Raw genomic sequence first — 22,095 nt, 5'->3', positions numbered from 1 at the left:
CCGTGTCAACCGCCGCTATGTTCATGTCATGCTCAGCGAAGAGTCCAGGCTCGTGCTCCCGGACACGCCCCCCGCATTGTCGGACCGATCCGTCCGCGCGTGGCGTGCCGGGGTCTCCATCGACACGTACGAGCCCGGTTCCCCCGACCGCTACCCCGCGTACCTCGACCAGCGCGTCTACCAGGGCTCGTCGGGCGCCGTGTACCCGCTGCCGTTCATCGAGAGCGTCGCCCAGACCAAGACGCCGCGTCTGTGGGACGCCGTCCACCTCGAGAACGAGTACGTGCGTCTGATGATCCTGCCGGAGCTCGGCGGGCGGATCCACGTCGGTCTCGACAAGACGCGCGGGTACGACTTCTTCTATCGCAACGACGTGATCAAGCCCGCCCTCGTCGGCCTCGCGGGCCCGTGGATCTCCGGGGGCGTCGAGTTCAACTGGCCCCAGCACCACCGTCCCGCGACCTACCTCCCGTGCGAGGTGACGATCGAGGAGGAGCCCGACGGCGCGGTGACCGTGTGGTGCTCCGACCACGACCCGTTCGCCCGCATGCAGGGCATGCACGGGATTCGTCTGCGCCCGGGCAGCTCGCTGATCGAGGTGCGCGGGCATCTGGTGAACCGCACCGCCGACGTGCAGACCTTCCTGTGGTGGGCCAACGTCGCCGCCGCGGTCAACGACAGCTACCAGTCGTACTTCCCCACCGACGTGCATGTCGTCGCCGATCACGCCAAGCGGGCGATCACCACGTTCCCCGCGTCGCGCGGCCACTACTACGGCGTCGACTACCCGGCGCGTCGCACGACCGAGCGGCCGGACGGCGATCGGCTCGACTGGTACCGGAACATCCCCGTGCCGACGTCGTACATGTGCCTCGGTACCCAGGACGACTTCTTCGGCGGCTACGACCACGGCGTCGGAGCCGGGTTCCTGCACTGGGCGGATCACCGGATCGCTCCGGGCAAGAAGCAGTGGACCTGGGGCAACGACCAGTTCGGCTGGGCCTGGGACGCGCAGCTCACCGACACCAACGGGCCGTATGTGGAACTCATGGCCGGCGTCTTCACCGACAACCAGCCCGACTTCGCCTTCCTCAAGCCGGGCGAGACCAAGACGTTCAGTCAGTTCTGGTACCCGATCCAGGACACCGGCCCGGTCCACCAGGCCACCCGCGAGGCTGCGGTGCGACTCGACGTCACCGTGGTCGACGACCGCACGACGATCCGCGTGGCCGTCGCCGTCACGTCAGCTCGCCCCGGCAGCCGGGTCGTCGTGCGCACGGGGTCGCAGGTGCTCACGGACGAACGGGCCGACATCGCACCGGGCGCTCCGTTCGTGCACGAGCTCACCGTCGACGGCGCCATCTCCCCGACCGAGTGCGAGCTGGTCGTCGAGCATGAGGGCGAGCTGCTCGTGACGTGGAGCCCCCGCCCCGCTGAGCACACCGAGGAGACCGCACCGGCCGAGGCGGCGACCGAGCCGTTGGAGCCCTCCCAGATCGACTCGGTCGACGAGCTGTACCTGACGGGCGTCCACCTCGCGCAGTACCGGCACGCGACGCGGTCGCCGGAGCCCTACTGGGACGAGGCGCTGCGTCGGGACCCGGGCGACTCACGCTCGAACGTGGCGATGGCGGCCCGCCGTCAGCACGACGGCCGCCTCGACGACGCCGAGCGGCACCTGCGCGCGGCAGTGGATCGCGTCACCCGACGCAACCCGAACCCCCGCGACTGCGAGGCGCACTACCGCCTCGGTGTCGTCCTGGCCCGTCAGGGCCGTGCTGCAGACGCGCGGCGGGCGTTCGGTGTCGCCCTGTGGGACCGCACCTGGCTCGACGCCGCCACCGTGGCGTCGGCCCGTCTCGATCTCGCGGAAGGCCGCGACCGGCAGGCGTTGACCGATCTGGTCCCGCTGGTCCGGCGGAGCCCGTTGCACGCCCAGGCGCGCAACCTCGCAGCCGTCGGGGCCCACCGGACGGGCGACACGGACGGTGCGCTCGAGCTGCTCCGAGGAACGCTCGCGACCAACCCCCTGGACGCCTGGGCGCGAGACCTGGCGGCCCGACTGGGAGCGCCGACCACGACCACGACCGACCCGACGATCGCCCTCGACGTCGCGCGCGAGTACCTCAGCATCGGCGATCACGACGCGGCGATCGATGCGCTCGAACACGCTGCGCGCCTCCCGATCACCCCCGGTCAGACCAACGTCGCACCGCTCGCGCTGCTGTACCGCGCCGACCTCGAGCTGACGCGGGGCGACAGAGCCGCAGCTATCGCGGCCCTGTCCCGGGCGCGGGTCCTGGATCGCACGTGGTGCTTCCCGTCCGCGCACGACAACGACATGCTCGCGCGGTTGCGTCGCGCGCTGCCCGACGACGACATGCTCGCCGAGCTCCAGGGGCACTGGCTCTACGCCGCCGGGCGCCGCGGCGAGGCGATCCGTGCGTGGGAGGTCGCCGCAGCCCACGAACCCGCCAGCCCCGTCGTGCTCCGCAACCTCGGCATCGCTGCCCACAACGTCCTCGCCGAGCCGGCGCTGGCCGCCTCGTTCTACGAGCGCGCACGCCTTCTCGCTCCCGACGACGCGCGTCTCCTCTTCGAAGCGGATCAGCTCGCCGGACGTCGGGGAGTCGATCCGGCGCGGCGGATCACCGACCTGCTCGAGCGGCCGGACCTCGTGCACGCGCGCGACGACCTCTCGGTGCAGCTCGCCGAGCTTTTCACGGCCGAGGGCCGCGCACCCGAGACGCTGGAGGTGCTCCTCGAGCGTCCGTTCCAGCCGTGGGAGGGCGGCGAGGGCCGCGTCCTGGCGGCCTGGGAGGAGGCGCACCTCAGCGTGGCACGCCTCAGCCTGGCCGCAGGAGACGCCGTCAGAGCCGTCGAGCACGCGACCGCGGCGCTCCGTCCCGTCGCCACCCTGGGAGAAGCCAGGCACGCGCTGGCCAACACCGCCGACCTGCACCTCGTCCTCGGCGACGCGCTCGACGCGGCCGGTGAGACTGACGCCGCGCGACGCGCGTGGGAGCGTGCCGCCGCTCAGCAGGGCGACTTCCAAGGGATGCAGGTCCAGCGCTACTCCGAGCGGACGGCCGCGGCGATCACGGCCCTGCGCCGGCTCGGCCGGGTCGAGGACGCATCGCTGCACCGTGACGGCCTCGCGGCCTACGTGACCGAGCAGGCGGGGGTCCGTGCGGTGATCGACTACTTCGCGACCTCCCTGCCGACGACCCTCTTGTTCACCCATGACATCCAGCACGCCCACGACCTTCGGGTACGGGTCCTCGTCGCCCAGCTGGCCGTCCTCGACGGGCGCGAACCCGAGGCGGTCGCGGTCGCCCACGAGGTCCTCTCCGACGACCCGCTCAATCCCTTCGCCCGCGCCATCGCCGCCGCGCCAGCGGTTCGCCGATAGCTGGGACCGTGGACGCCTTGCTCCGAGGAAAGACATGACCAACGACGCTCGCCCGACCCCGCCCGCAGCGCCCCACCACCTCACCGTCACCCCGCCGGCGGCCCCGCGCCGAGGCCACCTCGACGTGGGCGAGTCCCCGAGGGGCGACGACCGGATCGAGGTGACCAGCGCGTGGATCGAGCGCGGGGGCAACCCGTGGTTCCCCATCACGGGCGAGATCCACTACTCGCGGATCCCACGCGACCGTTGGCGTGACGTCCTCGGCCACGCTCGGGCGGGCGGCCTGACGTCCGTCGCGACGTATGTCTTCTGGCAGGCGCACGAGCCCGAGCCTGGACAGTTCCGCTGGGACGGGCAGCTCGACCTGCGCGCATTCATCGAGGAGGCGGCGACGCACGGCCTCGACGTCGTCGTGCGGCTGGGCCCGTGGGCCCACGGCGAAGCACGGTACGGCGGCTTCCCGGACTGGCTCGTCGAGCGGAAGCTCCACACCCGCACCAACGACCCCGAGTACCTCGAGCTGGTGCGCGCCTTCTATGCCGAGACGATCTCGCAGCTCGTGGGCCTGTCGCACGCCGACGGAGGGCCGGTGATCGGCGCCCAGATCGAGAACGAGCTCTACGACCAGCCGCAGCACCTGGCCCACCTGCGCGAGCTCGCCCAAGAGCTCGGGCTCCACGTCCCGATCTGGACGGCCACGGGCTGGGGCGGCGCGGAGGTTCCCGAGTCGCTCCTGCCCGTGTACAGCGCGTACTCGGACGGCTTCTGGGACGACGAGCTGACCGAGTGGCCAGAGTTCTCCGCGTTCCACTTCCGCTACAGCCCCGTCCGCGACGACCTGTCCGTCGGGGCCGACCTGCGCGAGGCGCTCGACGGCATCACCCTGGACCCGCGTGCCGTGCCGCTCAAGGACGACGACGCAGTGCCGTTCGCGACGTGCGAGCTCGGCGGTGGGATGCACGTGGCGTACCACCGCCGGCCGATCGTGGCGCCTGCCGACGTTGCCGCACTCGCCCTCGCGAAGGTCGGCAGCGGATCGATCTGGCAGGGCTACTACATGTACGCCGGCGGGACGCAGCGGACCGGCCCGCACGGTTCGGAGCAGGAGTCGCACGCGACCGGCTACCCCAACGACGTGCCACGGGTGACCTACGACTTCGCAGCCCCGATCGGCGAGCACGGTCAGATCCGCCCCCACCACCACTACCTGCGGGCCCAGCACCTGTGGCTCCAGCAGGACGGGCACCGCATCGCGGCCATGGCCACGACGGTCGGCGGCGGCAGCGCTGACCCGGAGGTCCTGCGGTGGGCCGTGCGGTCCGACGGTCGCAGCGGCTACCTGTTCGCGTCGACGTACCAGCCGGCGAAGGCGGCCCTGCCGGAGCAGCACGACGTGCAGTTCACGGTGACCCTCGACGGCGGGGACGTCACGATCCCGACCCAGCCGCTCACGATCCCCGCCGGTGTCTCGGTGGTCTGGCCGATCCGGTACCCGCTCGCTCCGGGGGTCAGCCTCCGGAGTGCGACCGCCCGGGTGCTCACGCGCGTCACCGTCGACGGCCGAGAGGTCGTCGTGCTCGGCGCCTACGACGGCATCCCCGTCGAGCTCGTGCTGGACGGGACCCACGAGGTCGGCGGAACGGGTGTCGCCGTCCACCGCGACGGTGCGACGGTCGTCTCGCTCACGGCACCCGCCGGCCCGACGTGCATCGTCGAGCTGAGGGACGCACGGATCATCGTCCTCGACCAGGAGGGCACCGACCGGCTCTACCTGCTCGAGGTCGAGGGCCGCGAACGGCTCGTGCTGTCCTCGGCTCCCCTCTACTCGCGCAACGGCGAGCTCGTGGTGCACACGGAGCACCCCGACCTCAGGATCTCGGTGCTCCCGGCACCTCGGACGCTCCAGGCCGAGGGCGCCGAGCTGAGCGCACCGTTCGACGACAGCCCCTGGCGCACGTGGCGGATGCGCGCCGAGCACGCGGGCCGTCACACCCTCCTCTCCGGGCTCCACCTCGACGCGACGTCGGTGCCGCGTCCTCAGCGCGGTGGTCCCCTCAACCGGCTCAGCGCGCCCACGGACTTCTCCGGCGCCGCTGTACTGCGGGTCGCGGTCTCCCCCGACCTGTTCGACGGCGCCGACCGCACGCTGCTCCGGATGCGGTGGACGGGCGACGTCGGACGTGCGTACGTGGGTGACCAGCTGATCAGCGACCACTTCTGGCACGGTCGGGACTGGGACGTCGACCTGACGCCGTGGGCGGCGGAGGTCGCTCGTCACGGCGTGCGGTTCGAGCTCCTGCCGTGGAAGCGCAGCACCGGAGTCTGGGTCGACCCGACCGTGCGGGATATCCCCGACGACCTGCACGTTGCAGCGGTGGACGTCGTGCGCGTCGGCCGCGTCCGTCTCGCCGGGCGCGAGCCGTGAGGCAGGACCGGCGCCCGTCGTCGGACCGGCGGTCGCTCGTGGTTCGTCCCGATCGACGAGGATGGTGACCGCGCTCCCCGTCCGCACCGACCACGAGGCATGTACCTGTGACGCTGCACGTCCTTGACGACGTTCCGCTCGAGAACGTCGAGATCCTCGACGAGTACGAGGCCAACGCGTTCGCGCGCACGGTCGACTACCTCCTGCGGCTCGAGCCCGAGCGGTTCCTGCACGGCTTCTACCTCGTCGCGGGGCTCACGCCGACGACGACCGAGGGCTACGGCGGCTGGGAAGGAGCGACCGGCCCCCGCTTCCAGGGCCACTTCTTCGGCCACTACATCTCGGGTCTCTCCCAGGCGTACGCCTCGAGCACGGGCGAGCTCGCGGCGTCGTTGCTCGCTCGGCTCGAGAGCGCGGTGCACGGCCTGTCCGCGTGCCAGGCGGCGTACGCCGCCGCGCACCCCCTCGACGCCGGGTACGTCTCCGCCTTCTCGGCCGACGTCCTGCCGGCGGGCGCCGACGACCTGATCGTGCCGTTCTACAACCTGCACAAGGTCCTCGCCGGACTGCTCCACGCCCATCGGTACGCGCCCCCCGACCTGTCGGCCGCGGCGCTCGAACTCGCCGCCGGGTTCGGGAGCTGGATCGCCGCGTGGGCGGGACGTCAGGACGATCCCGCCGCCATCCTCGCGACCGAATACGGCGGCATGAACGATGCCCTCTACGACCTCTACGCGATCACCGGCGACCCGGTCCATCGCCGAGCCGGAGAGTTCTTCGACGAGACGACGCTGTTCGAGCAGCTGGCCGCGAACGAGGACGTGCTCGACGGTCTGCACGCCAACACCACCATCCCGAAGCTCATCGGCGCCCTCAAGCGCTACACGGTGCTCACCGACTCGCGGGGCGCCGACGAGCGTGCCGGCCTGGCCACGTACCGCACCGCGGCGGAGAACTTCTGGCGGATGGTCGTGGAGCAGCACACCTACGCGAACGGCGGCAACAGCCAGGCGGAGCACTTCCACCAGCCCGGGACCCTGCACGCCTTCGCGACGAACGGCGAGACGCAGGGGTACGGCGAGAACTCGACGAGCGAGGGCTGCAACGAGTACAACATGCTCAAGCTCACGCGGGAGCTCTTCAAGCTGACCGGCGACGTGCGCTACGCCGACTACTACGAGTCGACGCTCATCAACACGATCCTCGCCTCCCAGAACCCGCGGACCGGGATGGTGACGTACTTCCAGCCGATGGCGGCGGGATACGCCAAGGTCTTCGGCGCGGAGTTCGACGAATTCTGGTGCGACCAGGGAACCGCGCTGGAGAGCTTCACCAAGCTCGGCGACTCGATCTACTTCGCCGACGCCGATGGACTGTGGGTCTCCCAGTTCCGGTCGTCCGTCGTCGTCGATCCGGAGCACAACCTCCGGATCACCCAGCACGCCCGCGTGCCCGAGAGTGAGACGGTCACGTTCACCGTCGACGCGATCGACGGTCACGAGGCCGCCGAGGGACTGCTCCGCCTACGGGTCCCCGGCTGGGCGACCGGGGCTCCGGGCCTGACCGTGAATGGCAGCGCGAGCGACCTACCTCCCTCCGTGGCGGGCGGCTGGCTCGTCGTCCCCGTCCGCGCCGGAGACCTCGTCGACTACCGCCTGACCGCACGGATCGAGGTCGTCGACGGGACCGAGGACCCGAACTGGGTCGCCTTCCGCTACGGGCCGGTCCTGCTCGCCGCGGAGCTGAGCCGCGAGCAAGTCGACGCGACCTACGAGGCCGGCGTGCTCGTGCGACTCAGCACCGCGGTGGGACTGGATGCGGACGTGGTGGTCGCGGACCCTGCGGCCTGGAAGGCGCAGGCCGACGCCCACGTCGTGCGCGTGAGCGACGGCCCGAACGGCAACGGGCTCACGACCATGCGCTTCGCGCTTCGAGAGACCGACGAGCGCTGGGGCCAGCGCACACTCGAGCCCTACTACAGCCTCTTCGGCGCCCGGTACGCGGTCTACGTCAGTCTCGTTCCGCCCGCTGGTTGAGGACCTGTCTGCCTTCGACGCTCAGATCGTCCGAGGCGTCAGCCCGCGTCGGGCACGTTCGCTGACCCCGCCGACCCGGCCCGCTCGACCCGGTAGGCCCGCACGGCGCTGTGCACGGTGGGATAGAAGTGGTCCGGCCCGAACCGGCTGCCGACGCCGAAGCGCACCAAGCGGTCCTTGATCGGGCCCTTCATCTCCGCGAACACCAGGTCGACGCCCATCGCGGCGAGGTGGTCGTCCAGCTCGACGAGCTCGTCGAGCGCAGTCGTGTCGAGGCCCGTGATCGGCTCGGCTGCGATGATGACGCGGCACACCGGTGCCGGGGCGTCGGCGACGAGGCCGCGCACCCAGGTGTCGAACACGTCGCCGTTGGCGAAGAAGAGAGGCGCGTCGAACCGCGCGATCACGAGTCCCGGGATCCGCTCCCCCTCGGGATGCCGGCTGAGGTCGTGGAACCCCGGCACGCCCTCGACGCTCACCAGCTCGGCGCGGTAGGGCTCCCACGCCCGGCGCACGAACACGGCGAGCGACAGGGCGACGGCGACGAGGATGCCTTGCAGGACGCCGACGAACGCCACGCCGAGGAACGCCGCGACCAGGAGGGCCGCGTCGCTCCGGCTCATCCGCACCAGTCGGACGAACGTGTGCACGTCGACGAACGAGGACGCGGCGGCGATGACGACCGCGGCCAGTGTGGCGGAGGGCAGGTACGCGGGCACGCCGGGTGCGACCAGCATGAAGACGACGAGCAGCAGCGCGGCGACGACGCCGGTCAGCTGCGTGCGGGCGCCCGCCTGGACCGCGACGGGCGTGCGTGACGCGCTGCCCGAGACGGGGAAGCCGCCGAGCAGCCCGGTCGCGAGGTTGGTCGCTCCGAGCGCGCCCATCTCTTGGTTGCCGTCGACGGTCTCGCGCCGGCTGCCACCGAGCGCGCGCGACAGCACGGTCGTGTCGGCGAAGGTGATGAGCGCGATGCCGGCCGCAGGCCCGACGAGCGCGAGCGCGTCACCGGGTTCGAGGCCCGCCAGGGCCGGTGAGGGCAGACCGGACGGCAGGGCCCCGACGACGGGGATCTGGTCGGCGAGCCCGAGCACGGCGGTCAGGACGATCGCCCCGACGACCGCCAGCACGATGCCCTTCGCAGTGGCACCGAGTACGCGCGCGCCGACGATGATCGCGAGGGACCCGACGCCGATCGCCGCCGCCGCGCCGTTGACCTGCCCGTCGGCGACGGCCGTCATCGTGTGACCGAGGTGCTCCCAGACCGAGCCGGACGGCACCGAGATGCCGAGCAGCTTGGGCAGCTGGCCGGCGATCACGACCAGCGCGATCCCGTTCATGTACCCCACACGGATCGGCATCGACAGCAGGCCGGTGAGGAACCCGAGCCGGAGCACGCGACCTCCGACGAGCATGAGGCCCATGAGCACGGCCAGCAGGCCGGCCAGCGCCACGGCACGGTCGGGGTCGCCGAGCGCGAGCGGCAGCACCGCCGCGCCGATCATCGGCGCGAGCGACGAGTCCGGCCCGAGCACGAGCACCCGCGACGGGCCGACGAGCGCGTAGACCAGCAGCGGGACGATCGTCGCGTACAGGCCCGTGACGGGCGGCAGCCCGGCGGCCGCGGCGTACGCCATGCCCGCGGGGATGGCGACCGCGACGAGCGAGGCACCGGCGATCAGGTCCGATCGGAGCCACGCCCGCTCGTAGCGCCGGGCGACACCGACGCCGGGGAGCAGCACTGCGACCCGCCCACGGTCCATCTCCCGAGCCTAGGACCCGGCCCTCGACGGCTACAGGGGCCGGACGTCCCCGACACGTGGTGTGCGGCTGGCCAGCTCGCCGCTCGTCCGGGCCGATGACGACGCGGGTGTCGGCGCCGTCGACTGCTCGGCGTCCGTCTTCGGGACTTCGGACCCTACGAGACGCGTGACGTTCCGGAACACAGTGGAGATGCCGCGCGACGTGGCGCGACACCGAGCTCAACGGAGGTGTGTGATGAACCAGCCAGTCGTCGTGGGCTATGACGGTTCGACCCACTCAGGCGAAGCGTTGACGTGGGCCACCAGGGAGGCCCGGCGGTTGAGTGCGCCGCTGCGCATCGTGCACGTCGCGCACACGATCACCGACGGTTTCGTGGTGGCGGACCGCCCGCTCGACCTCACCGCCCAGGTCGGCGCGCAGGTTCTGGCCGAAGCTGTCGAGCACGCGTACGCGGTGGATCCTGACATCGACCTGAGCACGCGGCTCGAGCTGCGCGACAGCGTGCCGGCGATCTTGGCCGAGGCCGGTGCGCTCGCCCGCCTCCTGGTGGTCGGGTCACGCGGACGCGGGGGGTTCGCCGGCCTGCTCCTGGGCTCGGTCAGCATCGCCGTCGCGGCGCACGCGCCGTGCCCGGTCGTCGTCGTCCGTCGCCAACCGCCGCCGCTCGCGGACGGATCGGTTCGACCGGTCGTCGTCGGCGTCGACGGTTCCGAGACCAGCGTGCGAGCGGTCGACTTCGCCTTCGATCAGGCCGACCGGTTGGGCGCCCCGCTCGTGGCGGTCCACGCCTGGGAGCCGCCTCCCATGATGGGGCCGGTGCCGGGGTGGAGGCCGGACGAGATCGAGGAGCTGCGCATGGCCGAGAAGGTTCTGCTCTCCGAGAGCCTGGCGGGGCACTCCGACCGGTATCCGGACGTCGAGGTACGCCCCGTCGTGCTTCGCGGCGGCCCCGCGCACTCCGTGCTCGTGACGGCGGAGGACGCCCAGCTTCTCGTGGTCGGATCGCGCGGCCGCGGCGGCTTCCGCGGACTGCTGCTCGGCTCTGTCGGCCAGGCCGTCGTGCACCACGCGACCTGCCCCGTGGCGATCGTCCATCCCGCTCAGACGACGACCCGCCACTGAGCGCGCGCGCCGATGCAGCCTCTGCGTAGTTCGGAGAGCCTCCGCACGACCGGCGTCGACGAGCGTTCGCGCTCTCGTCGATCAGTGCGCGACGCGGGTCCCCATCCCGAACCACGCGTTGGACACGCACCGTCGGGTACATCGTCTGCCGAGCGGCGAGCTCATCGAACGGGTCGGCGGCGGAGCCGGTTCACCGCGGGGGGTCTGGGGAGGCTCCCCGGGTCCCGGCGCGCGCGCTCGGGACCTTCGACCCTGGCGCGACKGGCCGGCAAGCGGTGGACTAGTGGTACCGAAGGGAGACCCTGCCCATGATCGAGACGCGGAGCCCGACCTCGCGACTGGAACGCCCCGGCACCTCCGTGGCGATGTCGTACGACGGCGCGCTGAGCGCACGGATCGTGGTGCACACCGACGACGAGCTGGACGCTGCGCGTTCCGCAGCCGCACTCGTCTGCGACATGCTCCGGGACGCCCAGGCCCAGGGCATCACCACAGTCAGGATCACCCTCGATCCGTCGTCGCCGATGTGCGCAGAGGTCTTGGGACGGGTTCGCGGGCTCGTCCTGCATGGCGTGGCGGACCTCGACGTCCGACGCGCCGGCGGAACCATGATGGCCGAGATCCGGCTGCCCTCGCGCGGTGCAGAGTCTCGGTCCTCCCGCACGGGATCACCCACGACCGCCCGACCGATGGGCCTTGCCGACCCCGATGGATCAACGTCCAGCCGCCGCGACGCGTGCGCCGTGCAGCCCACGTTGGCGAAGGTCCAGCTGGCGAAGGCACACCTTCGCGAGCAGCTCAGCGATCGGACTGGAGTCTGCGGAGTGGGTCTGGCTCGACGGGACACGGGGTACGTGCTCCGGGTCAACCTCGTCGGATCCGGGTTCGACGTGCCGTCGCAGGTGGACGGGATCCCGGTGGAAGTCCGCACGACGGGGCCGCTCGCCGCATCCGTCGAGCGGACAACCGCCTAGGAACGCCCTCGCGGCCGCGGTTCCGAGGGCAGCGGTGGTCCTCGAGCCTCCTCCAGCTCCGGCCGTGACCTCGCCCGCGTGAGCTCTCCCCGCCGCGACGGATCGGGGCGGCTGCCGCTCAGCGACCGAGGAGCGGCCGCGGGTTCACGGTCGAGCCGTTCACGTAGACCTCGAAGTGGAGGTGGCAGGCACCGGAGAGGCCCGTGTTGCCGGAGTAGCCGATGAGCTGCCCCTTCGCCACGCCCTGTCCCGCTCTGACGACCGAGCGGGTCAGGTGGTTGGAGCTGCTCATCAGGGAGTTTCCGTCGACCGTCCCGTAGTCGAGCATGACCTGGTTGCCGAAGCCGTTGCGCCACTGGGACCACACCACGGTCGCGTCGCGCGGTGCGTACAGGGGCGTGTTGCACCCGGTGCGCAGGTCGATGCCGGCGTGCAGGCGCACGTAGCCCAGGATCGGGTGCAGCCGCATCCCGTACTCCGAGGTGACGTACATCGGGTTGATCGAGGTCGGGTTGGCGAACACGGCTCGGGACACGGAACCCGACGGAGGCTGCACGGGCGCCGGCGGAGGCGGTGCCGGTTGTGGCGGTGGCTCCCGACCCGCCGCCTCCGCGGCGGCACGCGCTGCGGCTTCGGCGGCCGCACGCGCAGCTGCCTCGGCGGCTCGCGCCGCCGCCTCCGCAGCCTCACGAGCAGCTCGTTGCTCGGCGATGATCGCGACGAGCTCGCGCTCGATGGTCGCCCGCTCGGCGTCGATCTCGGCCGCCTCGGCCTCGGCCTGTGATTTGAGCGAGGCGATCGCGTCCTGCCTGGCGCTCTGCTCAGCGATGAGCCGGGTGATCTCTTCCTCGCGCGACTGGGCGACCCGCCGGGCCTCGTCGGCAGCAACGACGTTGGCCTCGGCCTGCTGCTTGAGCTCGGCGACGCGGTCGGTGACGGCGCTCAGGCGCGCCTCGCTGTTGCGGTTGGTGGCGCCGACCTCCCGCAGCTCGTCCAGGATGCGCGACTGGCTGCGGAGGGCCGTGTCGACGAGCTGGGCGTTCTCGAGGAACTCCGTAGCGTCGTCCGCGTCGAGCATCACGTCCAGGGCGGACACACCCGGTGCACCCCGATAGGCCTCCCGCGCCATGACTCCCACGGCGGCTCGGAGCTTCTTCTCGTCGGCGCGACCGGTGGTCATGGTCGCGGTGAGGCTCCCTCGCAGGTCGGTCGCGTCCTGGAGCCGGCCGGCGACGATCGCCGCCTCGCGCTGGGTGGCCTCCAGAGCGGCGCGGGCGTCGTCGAGCTCGGCCTGCGCCGCGGGCAGCCGCGCCTGGGTGACCTGGAGGTCGAGGGCGGCCTGGCTCAGCTCCGCGCTGAGACCCTCGATCGAGGACTGCAGCTCCTCCGCGCGTCGGTCAGCCTCGCTGCTGCGGCGCTCCGCCTCCGCCCGGCGGTCGTCGATGCCGTCGGCGTAGCTGGCGACTCCACTACCCATCAGACCAATCACCGCGGCGACGAGCACGGCGCCCACCCGACGCCGCAGGCGACGGGTGGACGCGGCTGACGAGGGCAGCGGCCAGAGCCGGGCCTGCCTTCCGCGAGAGTCCATCGACATGTCCGTGGCGGCCGGGATCGGGGACGGGAGGGTACGCGCGGCCGCCCGCAGGCTACGTGCGCGTCGCCGTCCGGAGCGGCCGTGACACGCGACCGCGCCCGGTGAACCGGACGACCGGTGGACCGCGCGCACCGCAAACGGGCATGAATCGGACGCTCGTGGCCGCCTTAGCGAGCCCGTTGCTCGGGTGCCGCCCGCATCTACGCTGCTTCCGCGATCGCGATCAACGTGTCGGATCTCGTCGCGCTGGCCTGCTCACCGGTGCTGGGATGGGCCCATGCAACGCGCAGCTGTCGTGACCGGCGGGGGCCGCGGTGTCGGGCGGGCCGTGGTGGAGCGCCTGCTCGCCGACGGCGAGGCGGTGGTCGTCATCGAGGTCGACCCCGATGCGGTGGCATGGCTGCCGGTCGATCTGCCCGTCACGGCGGTGGTGGGCAGTGCCGGTGACGCCGAGGTGGCTGAGGCCGCCGCCGACGCGGCCGAGCGCCTCGGGACCCTCACGGGGTGGGTGAACAACGCCGCCATCTTCCGCGATCCCGGCCCCGACGACGGTCCCGACGAGCTGCTCGAGCTCGTGATGGCGAACCTCGCGCCCACGCTCGTCGGGACGGCCGTGGCGGCCCGGCGGTTCCGTGGTCCGGGCTCCGTCGTCAACGTGTCGTCCCACCAGGCGCAGCGGCCCGTGCGTGGCTCGCTCCCCTACGCGACCGCGAAGGCGGCGATCGAAGGTCTCACCCGCGCTGCGGCCGTCGAGCACGGAGCGCGGCAGGTCCGGGTGAACGCCGTCGCGCTCGGCTCGATCTCGACGGCCCGGTACGACGCGTTCCTGGCGGCACAGCAGCCCGGGCAGGCGCGCCACATCGAGGAGGAGATGCAGCGCCTGCATCCGCTCGGTCGGGTCGGGCGCGTCGACGAGGTCGCGGCGACCGTGGCCTACCTGCTCTCCGACGCCGCATCGTTCGTGACCGGCGCGATCCTCCCGGTCGACGGCGGGCGCGCCGCGCTAGGACTGGACCCCGAGGCCACCTGAAATCATTCTCGGGACCGAGGGGCTAGAAGCGGAACGGGATCGGGATCGGCCCGCAGCAACACACGCCGCGCACGTCCGTGGTGCTGAGGAGCTGCGCGGCCTGGTAGCACGCGACGAACCGGGCCACCGTCGGGACCGCACCCCTGACGAGCCCCGAACGCGTGAGGATCTCGCGTACGGCGGCGGAGCAGGACGCACCGCCATGGGCGACGCGGTGCGCACACGCCCACCCCTTGCGCGGCGAGAGATGCCGCTGATAGAGCCCGATCAGCGAGTCGGCCAGGCGTCCACCGGGAGTCATCCGGTCACAGTACGTACGCCGTGCTGAACCCGCTTGCCGGCGGTGGCAGCAGCGCACGAGGTCCGCGCAGCGCGGCCAGAGCGGTGGCGACAGCACCGCTACGGCCGGCGCTGGGACACATCGTCGAGCGGTCCGTGGGCTCTCAGGTCGGTCGCGTGCTCGCGATGATCGCGCGGATGCGCTCGACGTGCAGCTTGGGCGTACGGTCCGCCCGCACCAGCCCGTTGGTCTCCTGCTCCGTGTCGGCCAGCTGGGTGTAGCAGAAACCCGCGAGCACCTCGCTGGAGTGCACCGCGTCGAGCAGGCCCGACAGTCGCTCCTCGAAGTCGTCCGCGCTGCTGGCGGCGGAGTAGCCCCAGGCGTCGTCGACGGCGTCGACGTCGTAGGAGATCCCTCCGAACTCGGTGAGCATCACGGGGGCGTCGTCGACCGCCCCGCTGAGCACCAGCCGCCGGCCGGCCGGCCCGACCCCGTCGACCATGGCTTCGATCGCCGCACGGTTCCGGTAGCGCGGTCCGACGACCGCAGGATCGGACTCGTAGTCGTGGATCGCGACGATGTCGGTGTCGACCTGCTCCCAGCCGTCGTTCGACACCACGGGGCGCGTCGGGTCGAGCGCCTTGGTCAGCCCCACGAGCGCTCGGGCGAAGTGCTGCATGCGGACGTCGTGGGCGATGTGCTGCACGCCCCAGCTCTCGTTGAGAGGTACCCACGTGACGATCGACGGGTGCGAGTAGTCGCGCCGGACGATGTCGAGCCACTCGCTGACGGTGCGCTCCACCGTGACGGGCGAGTACGTGAAGGTCGCGGGAGCCTCGCCCCAGACCAGCAGCCCGAGTCGGTCGGTCCAGTACAGGAATCGGGGGTCCTCGAACTTCTGGTGCAGGCGGGTGGCGTTGAAGCCCAGGTCCTTGATGAGCTGGGCCTCGGCGCGCAAGGCGTCGGCCGACGGGCCGGTGAGGTGTGACTGCGGCCAGTAGCCCTGGTTGAGCACGGAGCGCACGTAGTACGGCCGGTCGTTCAGCAGGAAATGCCCGCGGGCGGCCTCGGTCGTGCGGATCCCGAGGTACGACGAGACCCGGTCGTCCCCCACGTCGAGCGTCGCGTCCACCAGCCGGGGGTTCTCCGGCGACCAGAGCAGCTCTTCGTAGGCCTGCCCGTTGGTCAGCGCCGGGACGGTGACCACGAGAGTGGTCTCGAGCTCGGTCGTCACCGTGCTCGCCGTCCCGAGCACCAGGTCTCCGTCGACCAGCCGCACGCGGACCGGGAGGGGCACGGACGGGGTCGCCGACAGGCGGAGCATCGCAGTCACGGTCGCGGCGTGCGGGTCGGCGGTCCAGTGGAGGGTGTCGACCGCGACCGGCGGGACGGACTCGAGCCACACCGGCTGCCAGATGCCGCTCGTGCGGTGGTACCAGATGACGTGCGGGTCCTCACGCCAATCCTGCTTGCCCCGCGGCTGGGACACGTCGTGCGGGTCGTCCTCCGCGCGCACGACGAGCACGTGCTMGTCGCCGACGAGCGCGTCGGTGATGTCGCACGAGAACGGCGAGTGACCGCCCTCGTGGGTGCCGACGAGCTGACCGTCGACCCAGACCCGGCACCGGAAGTCGACCGCGCCGAACCTGAGCACGACCCGCTGCCCGGTCGCGTGTCCCGCGGCGTCGAGCTCAGCGCCGGACAGCGAACGGCGGTACCAGGAGACCCGGTGGAACGCCGTGTCGCCCACGCCGGAGGCAGCTGACTCGGGCGGGAAGGGCACGACGATCTGCGTGTCCTCCCCCGGCCAGCTGAGCCACCACCGCTCGCGCAAGCCGCGGTTCTCGTCGTCGAACGTGAACCGCCACGGGCCGGACAGGTCGACCCAGCTCGCCCGCACCAGCTGCGGCCGCGGGTAGGTTCCGTCCTGGGCGCTGGCCACGGGTCGGGCGATGTCGTCGTCGATCATGCGGGCCAGCATGACGCACCACGCCGTGCCCGGCGCGAGCGCCGTCGATGGCGTCGGAGGTGCTCGCCGCATGGTCGGGTTGAGCAGGGCGCCGTCGACGAGACCGGCCCGGGATGCCGGGCGCTCAGCGAGCGCCCGGTGCCACCGCCTACTCGGGCTTGTACTTGAACGACAGCTGGATGCGCGTGCGGAAGAGCAGCTCCCCGGCGTCGCCGACGACGACGTCCTGCTTGGTCACCTCGGCCACCCGAAGATCGTGCAACGACCCGCCGGCCGTGCTGATCGCCTCCTTGGCCGCGTCCTCCCAGGACGACGTGCTCGTCCCGATGACGTCGATCACTCGATACACACTCATGGTCATGGCCCTCTCGTAGCCCGGAACCGACGACTCCATAGTGGTCGCGGCTGCGCGCCACCACCACGGTCTTGGGCGGGCAGGATCGAGGGCGCCGACGCGCCGGACACGAGCGCCGACGCGAGCAGCCCGGTCCGCGGCGGCATCTGACGCCGCCGCGGACCGGACCGGCCTCACTCCTCGGTGCCGGTCACGGCGATGAAGACCTTCGCGTTGCCGCGGGGGTTGAGCATCACCACCGGGGCGATGCAACGCTGCGGGAGATCGACCGTGGCGCGGATCGTGGCGTCACCCGTCGACGAGAACGGCACGACGGCCGTCGTCGCGACCACCGCCCCGTTGCACGCGACGCTGGCCGCGAGCTCGGTGATGGGGTTCGCGCCCGTCGACGTCAGGACGAGGCCCTCGACCCGGACGTCCAGCCGTCCGTCGTGGCGCAGGCGGGCGTCGCTGTTGCCGATCACCCAGTCTGCGCCGCCGGGAGCCGCCCCGAAGACCGGAAGATCCTTGACCAGACTGCCCGCCAGCTCCGCGCTCAGGATGGTCCGGCCACCACCGCCGCCGTGCTCGCCACTGGCGAAGGCTGCCGGAGAACCGACCAACCCAGCAGTCGTCACGACGGCCGCTGCCACTGCTACGCGCCTCAGGATCGTCTTCATCGTCAACCCCTCCTCCGCGAGCCCACGACGGGCCCGACACGAGTTGATACGAGACGGCGGGACGCCGGGTTCACCCGGACGGTGGCCACGTCCCGGGCTGATGCGAACATCCGCGTGCTCGACTCGGCCGAGCGGTCAGCCCACGGACCGAGATCGCCGGCGTCCGGCCCTTGGCAGAGGCACGCGGGAGCCGGAAGAGTCGTGACATGCCCACGGCCGGAGCGCTTCCCGCCATGTTCGAGGGCGAGGTCCTCGTCCCGGACTCGCCCGGGTACGACGCCGCGCGCGCCGTCTGGAACGGCGCCGTCGACCGCCGCCCGGCGTACGTCGTCCGGTGCGCCGGCACCGACGACGTGCGCTCGGCGGTCCGGGTCGCGCGTGAGCTTGGCCTGCCGATCGGCGTGCGCGGCGGCGGGCACAGCGCGGCCGGATGGGCGGTGCCCGACGGCGGGCTGATGATCGACCTCTCCCCGATGCGGGGCGTCGCCGTCGACCCGGGTGCCCGCACGGCGAAGGTGCAGGGCGGCGCGCTGCTGGGGTCTCTCGACGCCGCCACGCAGCCGCACGGGCTCGCGACGACGGCGGGGATCGTGTCGCACACCGGCATCGGCGGGCTGGCACTCGGTGGTGGCGTCGGCTGGCTGGGCCGGCAGTACGGCCTGACCTGCGACAACGCGCTCGGGTACGAGATCGTGACTGCCGACGGCGAGCTCATCCAGGCGACGGCCGACGAGCACCCCGACCTCTTCTGGGGGCTGCGGGGCGGCGGCGGCAACTTCGGCGTCGTCACGCGTTTCGACCTCACGCTGCACGACGTCGGCACGCAGGCGCTCGTCGCCGAGGTCGACCTCGACCCGGCGGGCGGCCTCGACCCGCTCCGGACGTGGCTGGCGTGGTCCGACGACGCACCGAGGCGCGCCACCCTCTTCGCGGAGGTGCGCGCCGGGGCTCCGCTCACGCTCGGGTTCGTCTGGGTCGGTACGCCCGACGACGCCGCACCGACGGTCGCACGGCTCGACGGCCTCGGCACCCCTCTGGCCAGACGCGTCGCGCCGATCAGCTACCTCGACCTGCAGCGTCAGTCCGACGTCGGTGCGGCGCACGGCTTCCGGCGCTACGCGAAGAGCCACTACGTCCGGGAGCTGCCCGACGCGGCGCTCGAGGCGTTCCTCGCCCACACCGAGGCGGACGTGGGGGCGGCGAGCCTCGTCGCCTACGGGGGCGCCATCGCCGACGTCGACCCGGGGGCGACTGCCTTCGCGCACCGCGATGCTCGGTTCGAGTACGACGTCGGCGCCAAGTGGGAGGATCCCGCCGACGACGAGCGCCATGCCGCGACGTGCCGACGCCTCGCCGCGACGATCGAGCCGTGGAGCGTCGGCGTGTACGTCAACGCGCTCGGGGCCGAGGGCGTCGCGGGCGTGCACCGGGCCTACGGAGCCGCCACGTTCGCGCGGCTCCAGGAGGTCAAGTCGGCCTGGGACCCGGACAACGTCTTCCGCCTCAACCAGAACGTCCCGCCGGTCTGAGAGGCCGCCGTCGACGGGCGATCGACCGCTGCCGTTTGACGTGCGGCCACGCCGCCGTCACTCTCGTCGGGTGGCTGAGGACGCACCCGGGGCGGTCGACGCAGTCGTCGACTCCAAGGACGAGGCGGACCACCATGCCTAAGGATCGCTACCGCGTCATCTCCGACACCGGTGACCAGCTCGGCGAGGTCTTCAAGAGCCGCGAGTACTCCGACGCGATCCTGGAGCTCGCCGCCCGGATCAAGGAGCAGCCGTCCGAGGGAGCGAAGGCCGGCCTCGAGCGACTCCAGGACGACGGGTCCTGGCTCGACGTCGGGCCGTGGATCGCGAAGCGCGAGCTCCTCTGACCGCACGGACGGTCCGTGGGCGCGTCACTCCGGTGACGGTTGTCCCACCCCGGGGCCCCCGCCCCAGTAGCCTCGTCTGCGACCGTCCACCCGGCAGCGCGGTATGCGCGTGGCTCCGTCGATGTGCGCAGGAGGCTCGATGGCCGTGAGGCCGGTTCGGTCAGGCTCGAACGCGGGCGGGTTCGTCCGCGTCTGGTCATCGGCTGCCGATGCCCCGCGGCTGCGCCGACCGACGGACGTCCTCCTGCTCGTCGTCTCGGTCGTCGTCCTCGGGCTACTCGCCCTCGCCGCGCCGGGGCCGACCGGCGCCGACCGCGCGCTCGACACGCTGCTCGCGTGGCTCGAGCCTCTGCTCGGCTGKGTCTGGAACATCATCTACGCCGTCCTGACGCTATGGGCCGTCGGTGTCGTGCTGCTCGCCCTGGCCAGTCGGGGGCGGCGGCGGCTCCTGGTCGACCAGGTGACCGCGTCCGCCGTGGCCTTCTGTGCGGCGTTGGGCGTCGGAGCCCTCGCCGGGACCGACCCCTCCACCGCCGTCGCCGCCCTCGTGTCGTCCGGTCCGCCGGTGGTCTACGTCGCCACCCGGGTCGCGGTCCTGACCGCCGTCGTCGTCACGGCCTCGCCGCACCTCGCGCGGCCCTGGAGGTACGCGAGCCGGTTCGTCATCGCGCTGGGTGCCGTGGCCGCGATCGGACTCCACGCCACGAACCTGATCGGCGCGGCCGGCGCGATCGCCGTCGGGATCGCGGCCGCCGCGATCGCGCACCTGGTGTTCGGGTCGCCTCCCGGACGCCTGACCGACGCGCAGGTGCGGGTCGCACTGCAGGACCTCGGCGTGCCGACGACGCTGGGGGTGTCGACCGCCACGCGGGAGGGCGCGGACAACGTGCTCGTCGCACGCGGAGGCGACGGCTCATCCCTGCTGGTCACGGTCTACGGTCGCGACGCGTGGGACAGCCAGGTCGTCGGATCGATGTGGACCGCGCTGACCCGTCGGGGTGAGCGGGCGCACGTGTGGGGAACCCGGCGGTCCCGCGTCGAGCACGAGGCCCTCTTCACCCTGCTGGCCGCGCAGGCGGGCGTGCCGACGCTCGACGTCGTGGCGGTGGGCATCGCCGAGCAGGGGGACGCCCTGCTGGTGACGAGCGCGCCCCGCGCGTCGCTGGGCGAGCTCGAGGCCCGTGCGCTCACCGACGAGCTGCTCGGCGACATGTGGCGCGCCGTGGTCGCGCTGAACGAGGCAGGGATCGCGCACGGACGGATCGACGGCAGCCGGGTCGTCGTCCGCGCCGACGGCGTCGCCGCGCTCGCGGACTTCGACGCCGCGTCGCGCACCTCGGACGAGAGCGACCTGCACACGGACCGCGCCCGGCTGCTGGTCGCGACGGCCCTCGCCGTCGGTCCCGACCGCGCGCTCGCGGCAGCGGTCGCCGCCGTCGGGGCCGAGGGTCTCGCGGAGGTGCTGCCCTACCTGCAGCCGGCCGCGCTCGGGCGCAGCACGCGTGCCGACGTGCGCGCCGCGAGCTGGTCGCTCGACGACCTCCGCGCGGCCGCCGTCGAGGCCGCGGGCGTCGAGGAGCCCCCGCTGGAGCGCCTGCGACGGGTGACCCCGAGATCGATCGGGACCCTGCTCCTCATCGGGCTGCTCGCGTACGTGCTGATCACGCTGCTGGCCGGCATCGACCTGGCCAGCGTCGCCTCCGCGCTCGCCTCGGCAGACGGCGCCTGGCTCGTGGCCGCGCTGGTGGTCTCTCCCTGGATCCAGGCGGCGCTCGCCGGGGCGACCTTGGGCGCGGCAACCGCACGGGTGCGGTACATCCCGGTCCTGATGCTGCAGTACGCGATCCAGTTCATCTCGCTCGTGCTCCCGGCGACCGCCGCCCGGCTCGCGCTCGAGGTCCGGTTCTTCCAGAAGTTCGGGATCCCCGCCGCGACCGCGCTCTCGTTCGGTCTCATCGACAGCGTCAGCGGGTTCGTCGTGCAGATCACGCTGATCCTGGTGATCTTCGTGAGCGGGTTGCCGGGCTTCACCTCGGCCCTCCTCACCGGTTCGAGCACGACGAGCGACGGCTCCTCGAGCCCCTCGCTCGTCGCCCTGCTCGTGGCGCTCGTCGTGATCGGCGTCGTCATCGCGCTGGTCGTCCCGCGGGTGCGTCGCCGCATCGCCGCGCAGATCCCGCGGGTCCGCACCGCGCTGGCCGAGCAGGCACGCTCGGCGCACTCCGCGCTCAGCGTCCTGCGTCGGCCGGGGAAGGTGGCCGCGATGCTCGGCGGCAACCTCGGCGCGCAGCTCCTCCAGGCGGCCGTCCTGGCCCTGTGCCTCCACGCGTTCGGGCAGACCGCGCACTTCTCGCAGCTGATCCTCATCAACACCGCGGTGAGCCTGTTCGCCGGCCTGATGCCCGTCCCCGGCGGCATGGGGGTGGCCGAGGCCGGGCTCACGGTGGGCCTGCAGGCCATCGGCGTGCCCAGCGCGATCGCGGTATCGACGGCCATCACGTTCCGCCTGGTGACCTTCTACCTGCCGCCGATCTGGGGGGCCGCCGCGATGCGCTGGCTGCGCCGCAACGAGTACGTGTGAGGTCGTAGGAGCGGC

At 72.3% G+C, this 22,095-nt stretch carries 15 protein-coding genes; 9 read left to right on the top strand and 6 right to left on the bottom strand.

Going from position 1 to position 22,095, the window contains the following annotated elements:
- Positions 1-28: 28 nt before the first annotated feature.
- The 3 genes from ACXJKA_RS07115 to ACXJKA_RS07105 all read left to right on the top strand — a co-directional run bounded on the left by ACXJKA_RS07115 (position 29) and on the right by ACXJKA_RS07105 (position 7,873).
- Entirely contained in the window at positions 29-3,412 is a 3,384-nt protein-coding gene (locus ACXJKA_RS07115) for a DUF5107 domain-containing protein (protein ID WP_456824488.1), read from the top strand.
- A 34-nt stretch (positions 3,413-3,446) separates the two neighbouring features.
- The gene (locus ACXJKA_RS07110) at positions 3,447-5,837 is read left to right on the top strand and encodes a beta-galactosidase (RefSeq protein ID WP_456824487.1); all 2,391 of its coding nucleotides are present in this window, start codon (positions 3,447-3,449) and stop codon (positions 5,835-5,837) included.
- 107 nt (positions 5,838-5,944) lie between these two features.
- The gene (locus ACXJKA_RS07105; RefSeq protein WP_456824486.1) at positions 5,945-7,873 is read left to right on the top strand and encodes a glycoside hydrolase family 127 protein; all 1,929 of its coding nucleotides are present in this window, start codon (positions 5,945-5,947) and stop codon (positions 7,871-7,873) included.
- A 38-nt stretch (positions 7,874-7,911) separates the two neighbouring features.
- On the opposite strand, the gene ACXJKA_RS07100 is transcribed toward ACXJKA_RS07105, so the two are convergent.
- Positions 7,912-9,636: a SulP family inorganic anion transporter gene (locus ACXJKA_RS07100; RefSeq protein ID WP_456824485.1), complete on the bottom strand. Its 1,725-nt coding sequence runs from the start codon at positions 9,634-9,636 to the stop codon at positions 7,912-7,914.
- A gap of 190 nt (positions 9,637-9,826) precedes the next feature.
- On the opposite strand from ACXJKA_RS07100, the gene ACXJKA_RS07095 reads away from it, so the two are divergent.
- Positions 9,827-10,759, top strand: a complete 933-nt coding sequence (locus tag ACXJKA_RS07095; protein WP_456824484.1) for a universal stress protein — start codon at positions 9,827-9,829, stop codon at positions 10,757-10,759.
- A gap of 308 nt (positions 10,760-11,067) precedes the next feature.
- Positions 11,068-11,733 carry a hypothetical protein gene (locus tag ACXJKA_RS07090; protein ID WP_456824483.1) on the top strand — a complete coding sequence of 222 codons (666 nt, stop codon included), beginning with the start codon at positions 11,068-11,070 and terminating at the stop codon, positions 11,731-11,733.
- 118 nt (positions 11,734-11,851) lie between these two features.
- On the opposite strand, the gene ACXJKA_RS07085 is transcribed toward ACXJKA_RS07090, so the two are convergent.
- Positions 11,852-13,324, bottom strand: a complete 1,473-nt coding sequence (locus tag ACXJKA_RS07085; protein ID WP_456824482.1) for a peptidoglycan DD-metalloendopeptidase family protein — start codon at positions 13,322-13,324, stop codon at positions 11,852-11,854.
- Between the two features lie 283 nt (positions 13,325-13,607).
- Here ACXJKA_RS07085 and ACXJKA_RS07080 point away from each other — a divergent pair, with 283 nt between their 5' ends.
- Positions 13,608-14,360: an SDR family NAD(P)-dependent oxidoreductase gene (locus ACXJKA_RS07080; protein WP_456824481.1), complete on the top strand. Its 753-nt coding sequence runs from the start codon at positions 13,608-13,610 to the stop codon at positions 14,358-14,360.
- A gap of 22 nt (positions 14,361-14,382) precedes the next feature.
- On the opposite strand, the gene yidD is transcribed toward ACXJKA_RS07080, so the two are convergent.
- The 4 genes from yidD to ACXJKA_RS07060 form a co-directional block, all read right to left on the bottom strand.
- Positions 14,383-14,661: a membrane protein insertion efficiency factor YidD gene (gene yidD, locus ACXJKA_RS07075; protein ID WP_456824480.1), complete on the bottom strand. Its 279-nt coding sequence runs from the start codon at positions 14,659-14,661 to the stop codon at positions 14,383-14,385.
- A 142-nt stretch (positions 14,662-14,803) separates the two neighbouring features.
- Complete coding sequence (locus ACXJKA_RS07070; RefSeq protein ID WP_456824479.1) at positions 14,804-16,609, bottom strand: glycoside hydrolase family 2 protein; 1,806 nt, start codon at positions 16,607-16,609, stop codon at positions 14,804-14,806.
- A gap of 148 nt (positions 16,610-16,757) precedes the next feature.
- Positions 16,758-16,970 carry a dodecin family protein gene (locus tag ACXJKA_RS07065; protein ID WP_456824478.1) on the bottom strand — a complete coding sequence of 71 codons (213 nt, stop codon included), beginning with the start codon at positions 16,968-16,970 and terminating at the stop codon, positions 16,758-16,760.
- A gap of 167 nt (positions 16,971-17,137) precedes the next feature.
- Positions 17,138-17,623, bottom strand: coding sequence for a hypothetical protein (locus tag ACXJKA_RS07060; RefSeq protein ID WP_456824477.1), 486 nt, complete (start codon positions 17,621-17,623; stop codon positions 17,138-17,140).
- 206 nt (positions 17,624-17,829) lie between these two features.
- On the opposite strand from ACXJKA_RS07060, the gene ACXJKA_RS07055 reads away from it, so the two are divergent.
- The 3 genes from ACXJKA_RS07055 to ACXJKA_RS07045 all read left to right on the top strand — a co-directional run bounded on the left by ACXJKA_RS07055 (position 17,830) and on the right by ACXJKA_RS07045 (position 22,080).
- The gene (locus tag ACXJKA_RS07055; RefSeq protein WP_456824476.1) at positions 17,830-19,152 is read left to right on the top strand and encodes an FAD-binding oxidoreductase; all 1,323 of its coding nucleotides are present in this window, start codon (positions 17,830-17,832) and stop codon (positions 19,150-19,152) included.
- Positions 19,153-19,286: 134 nt separating this feature from the next.
- Complete coding sequence (locus tag ACXJKA_RS07050; protein WP_456824475.1) at positions 19,287-19,499, top strand: hypothetical protein; 213 nt, start codon at positions 19,287-19,289, stop codon at positions 19,497-19,499.
- Positions 19,500-19,638: 139 nt separating this feature from the next.
- Entirely contained in the window at positions 19,639-22,080 is a 2,442-nt protein-coding gene (locus ACXJKA_RS07045) for a lysylphosphatidylglycerol synthase domain-containing protein (RefSeq protein WP_456824474.1), read from the top strand.
- Positions 22,081-22,095 lie beyond the last annotated feature (15 nt).

This window comes from Cellulomonas sp. P5_E12, from assembly GCF_054049315.1.
The sequence above is the reverse complement of the archived record's forward strand: the minus strand, read 5'-3'. Positions and strand labels throughout refer to the sequence as shown.

Excerpts from the sequence above, each read along its gene's own strand:
- ACXJKA_RS07115 (WP_456824488.1), top strand. The coding sequence starts at position 29 with ATGCTCAGCGAAGAGTCCAGGCTCGTGCTCCCGGACACGCCCCCCGCA.
- ACXJKA_RS07110 (WP_456824487.1), top strand. The coding sequence starts at position 3,447 with ATGACCAACGACGCTCGCCCGACCCCGCCCGCAGCGCCCCACCACCTC.
- ACXJKA_RS07100 (WP_456824485.1), bottom strand. The coding sequence starts at position 9,636 with ATGGACCGTGGGCGGGTCGCAGTGCTGCTCCCCGGCGTCGGTGTCGCC.
- ACXJKA_RS07095 (WP_456824484.1), top strand. The coding sequence starts at position 9,827 with ATGCCGCGCGACGTGGCGCGACACCGAGCTCAACGGAGGTGTGTGATG.
- ACXJKA_RS07090 (WP_456824483.1), top strand. The coding sequence starts at position 11,068 with ATGATCGAGACGCGGAGCCCGACCTCGCGACTGGAACGCCCCGGCACC.
- ACXJKA_RS07085 (WP_456824482.1), bottom strand. The coding sequence starts at position 13,324 with ATGGACTCTCGCGGAAGGCAGGCCCGGCTCTGGCCGCTGCCCTCGTCA.
- ACXJKA_RS07080 (WP_456824481.1), top strand. The coding sequence starts at position 13,608 with ATGCAACGCGCAGCTGTCGTGACCGGCGGGGGCCGCGGTGTCGGGCGG.
- yidD (WP_456824480.1), bottom strand. The coding sequence starts at position 14,661 with ATGACTCCCGGTGGACGCCTGGCCGACTCGCTGATCGGGCTCTATCAG.
- ACXJKA_RS07065 (WP_456824478.1), bottom strand. The coding sequence starts at position 16,970 with ATGACCATGAGTGTGTATCGAGTGATCGACGTCATCGGGACGAGCACG.
- ACXJKA_RS07060 (WP_456824477.1), bottom strand. The coding sequence starts at position 17,623 with ATGAAGACGATCCTGAGGCGCGTAGCAGTGGCAGCGGCCGTCGTGACG.
- ACXJKA_RS07055 (WP_456824476.1), top strand. The coding sequence starts at position 17,830 with ATGCCCACGGCCGGAGCGCTTCCCGCCATGTTCGAGGGCGAGGTCCTC.
- ACXJKA_RS07050 (WP_456824475.1), top strand. The coding sequence starts at position 19,287 with ATGCCTAAGGATCGCTACCGCGTCATCTCCGACACCGGTGACCAGCTC.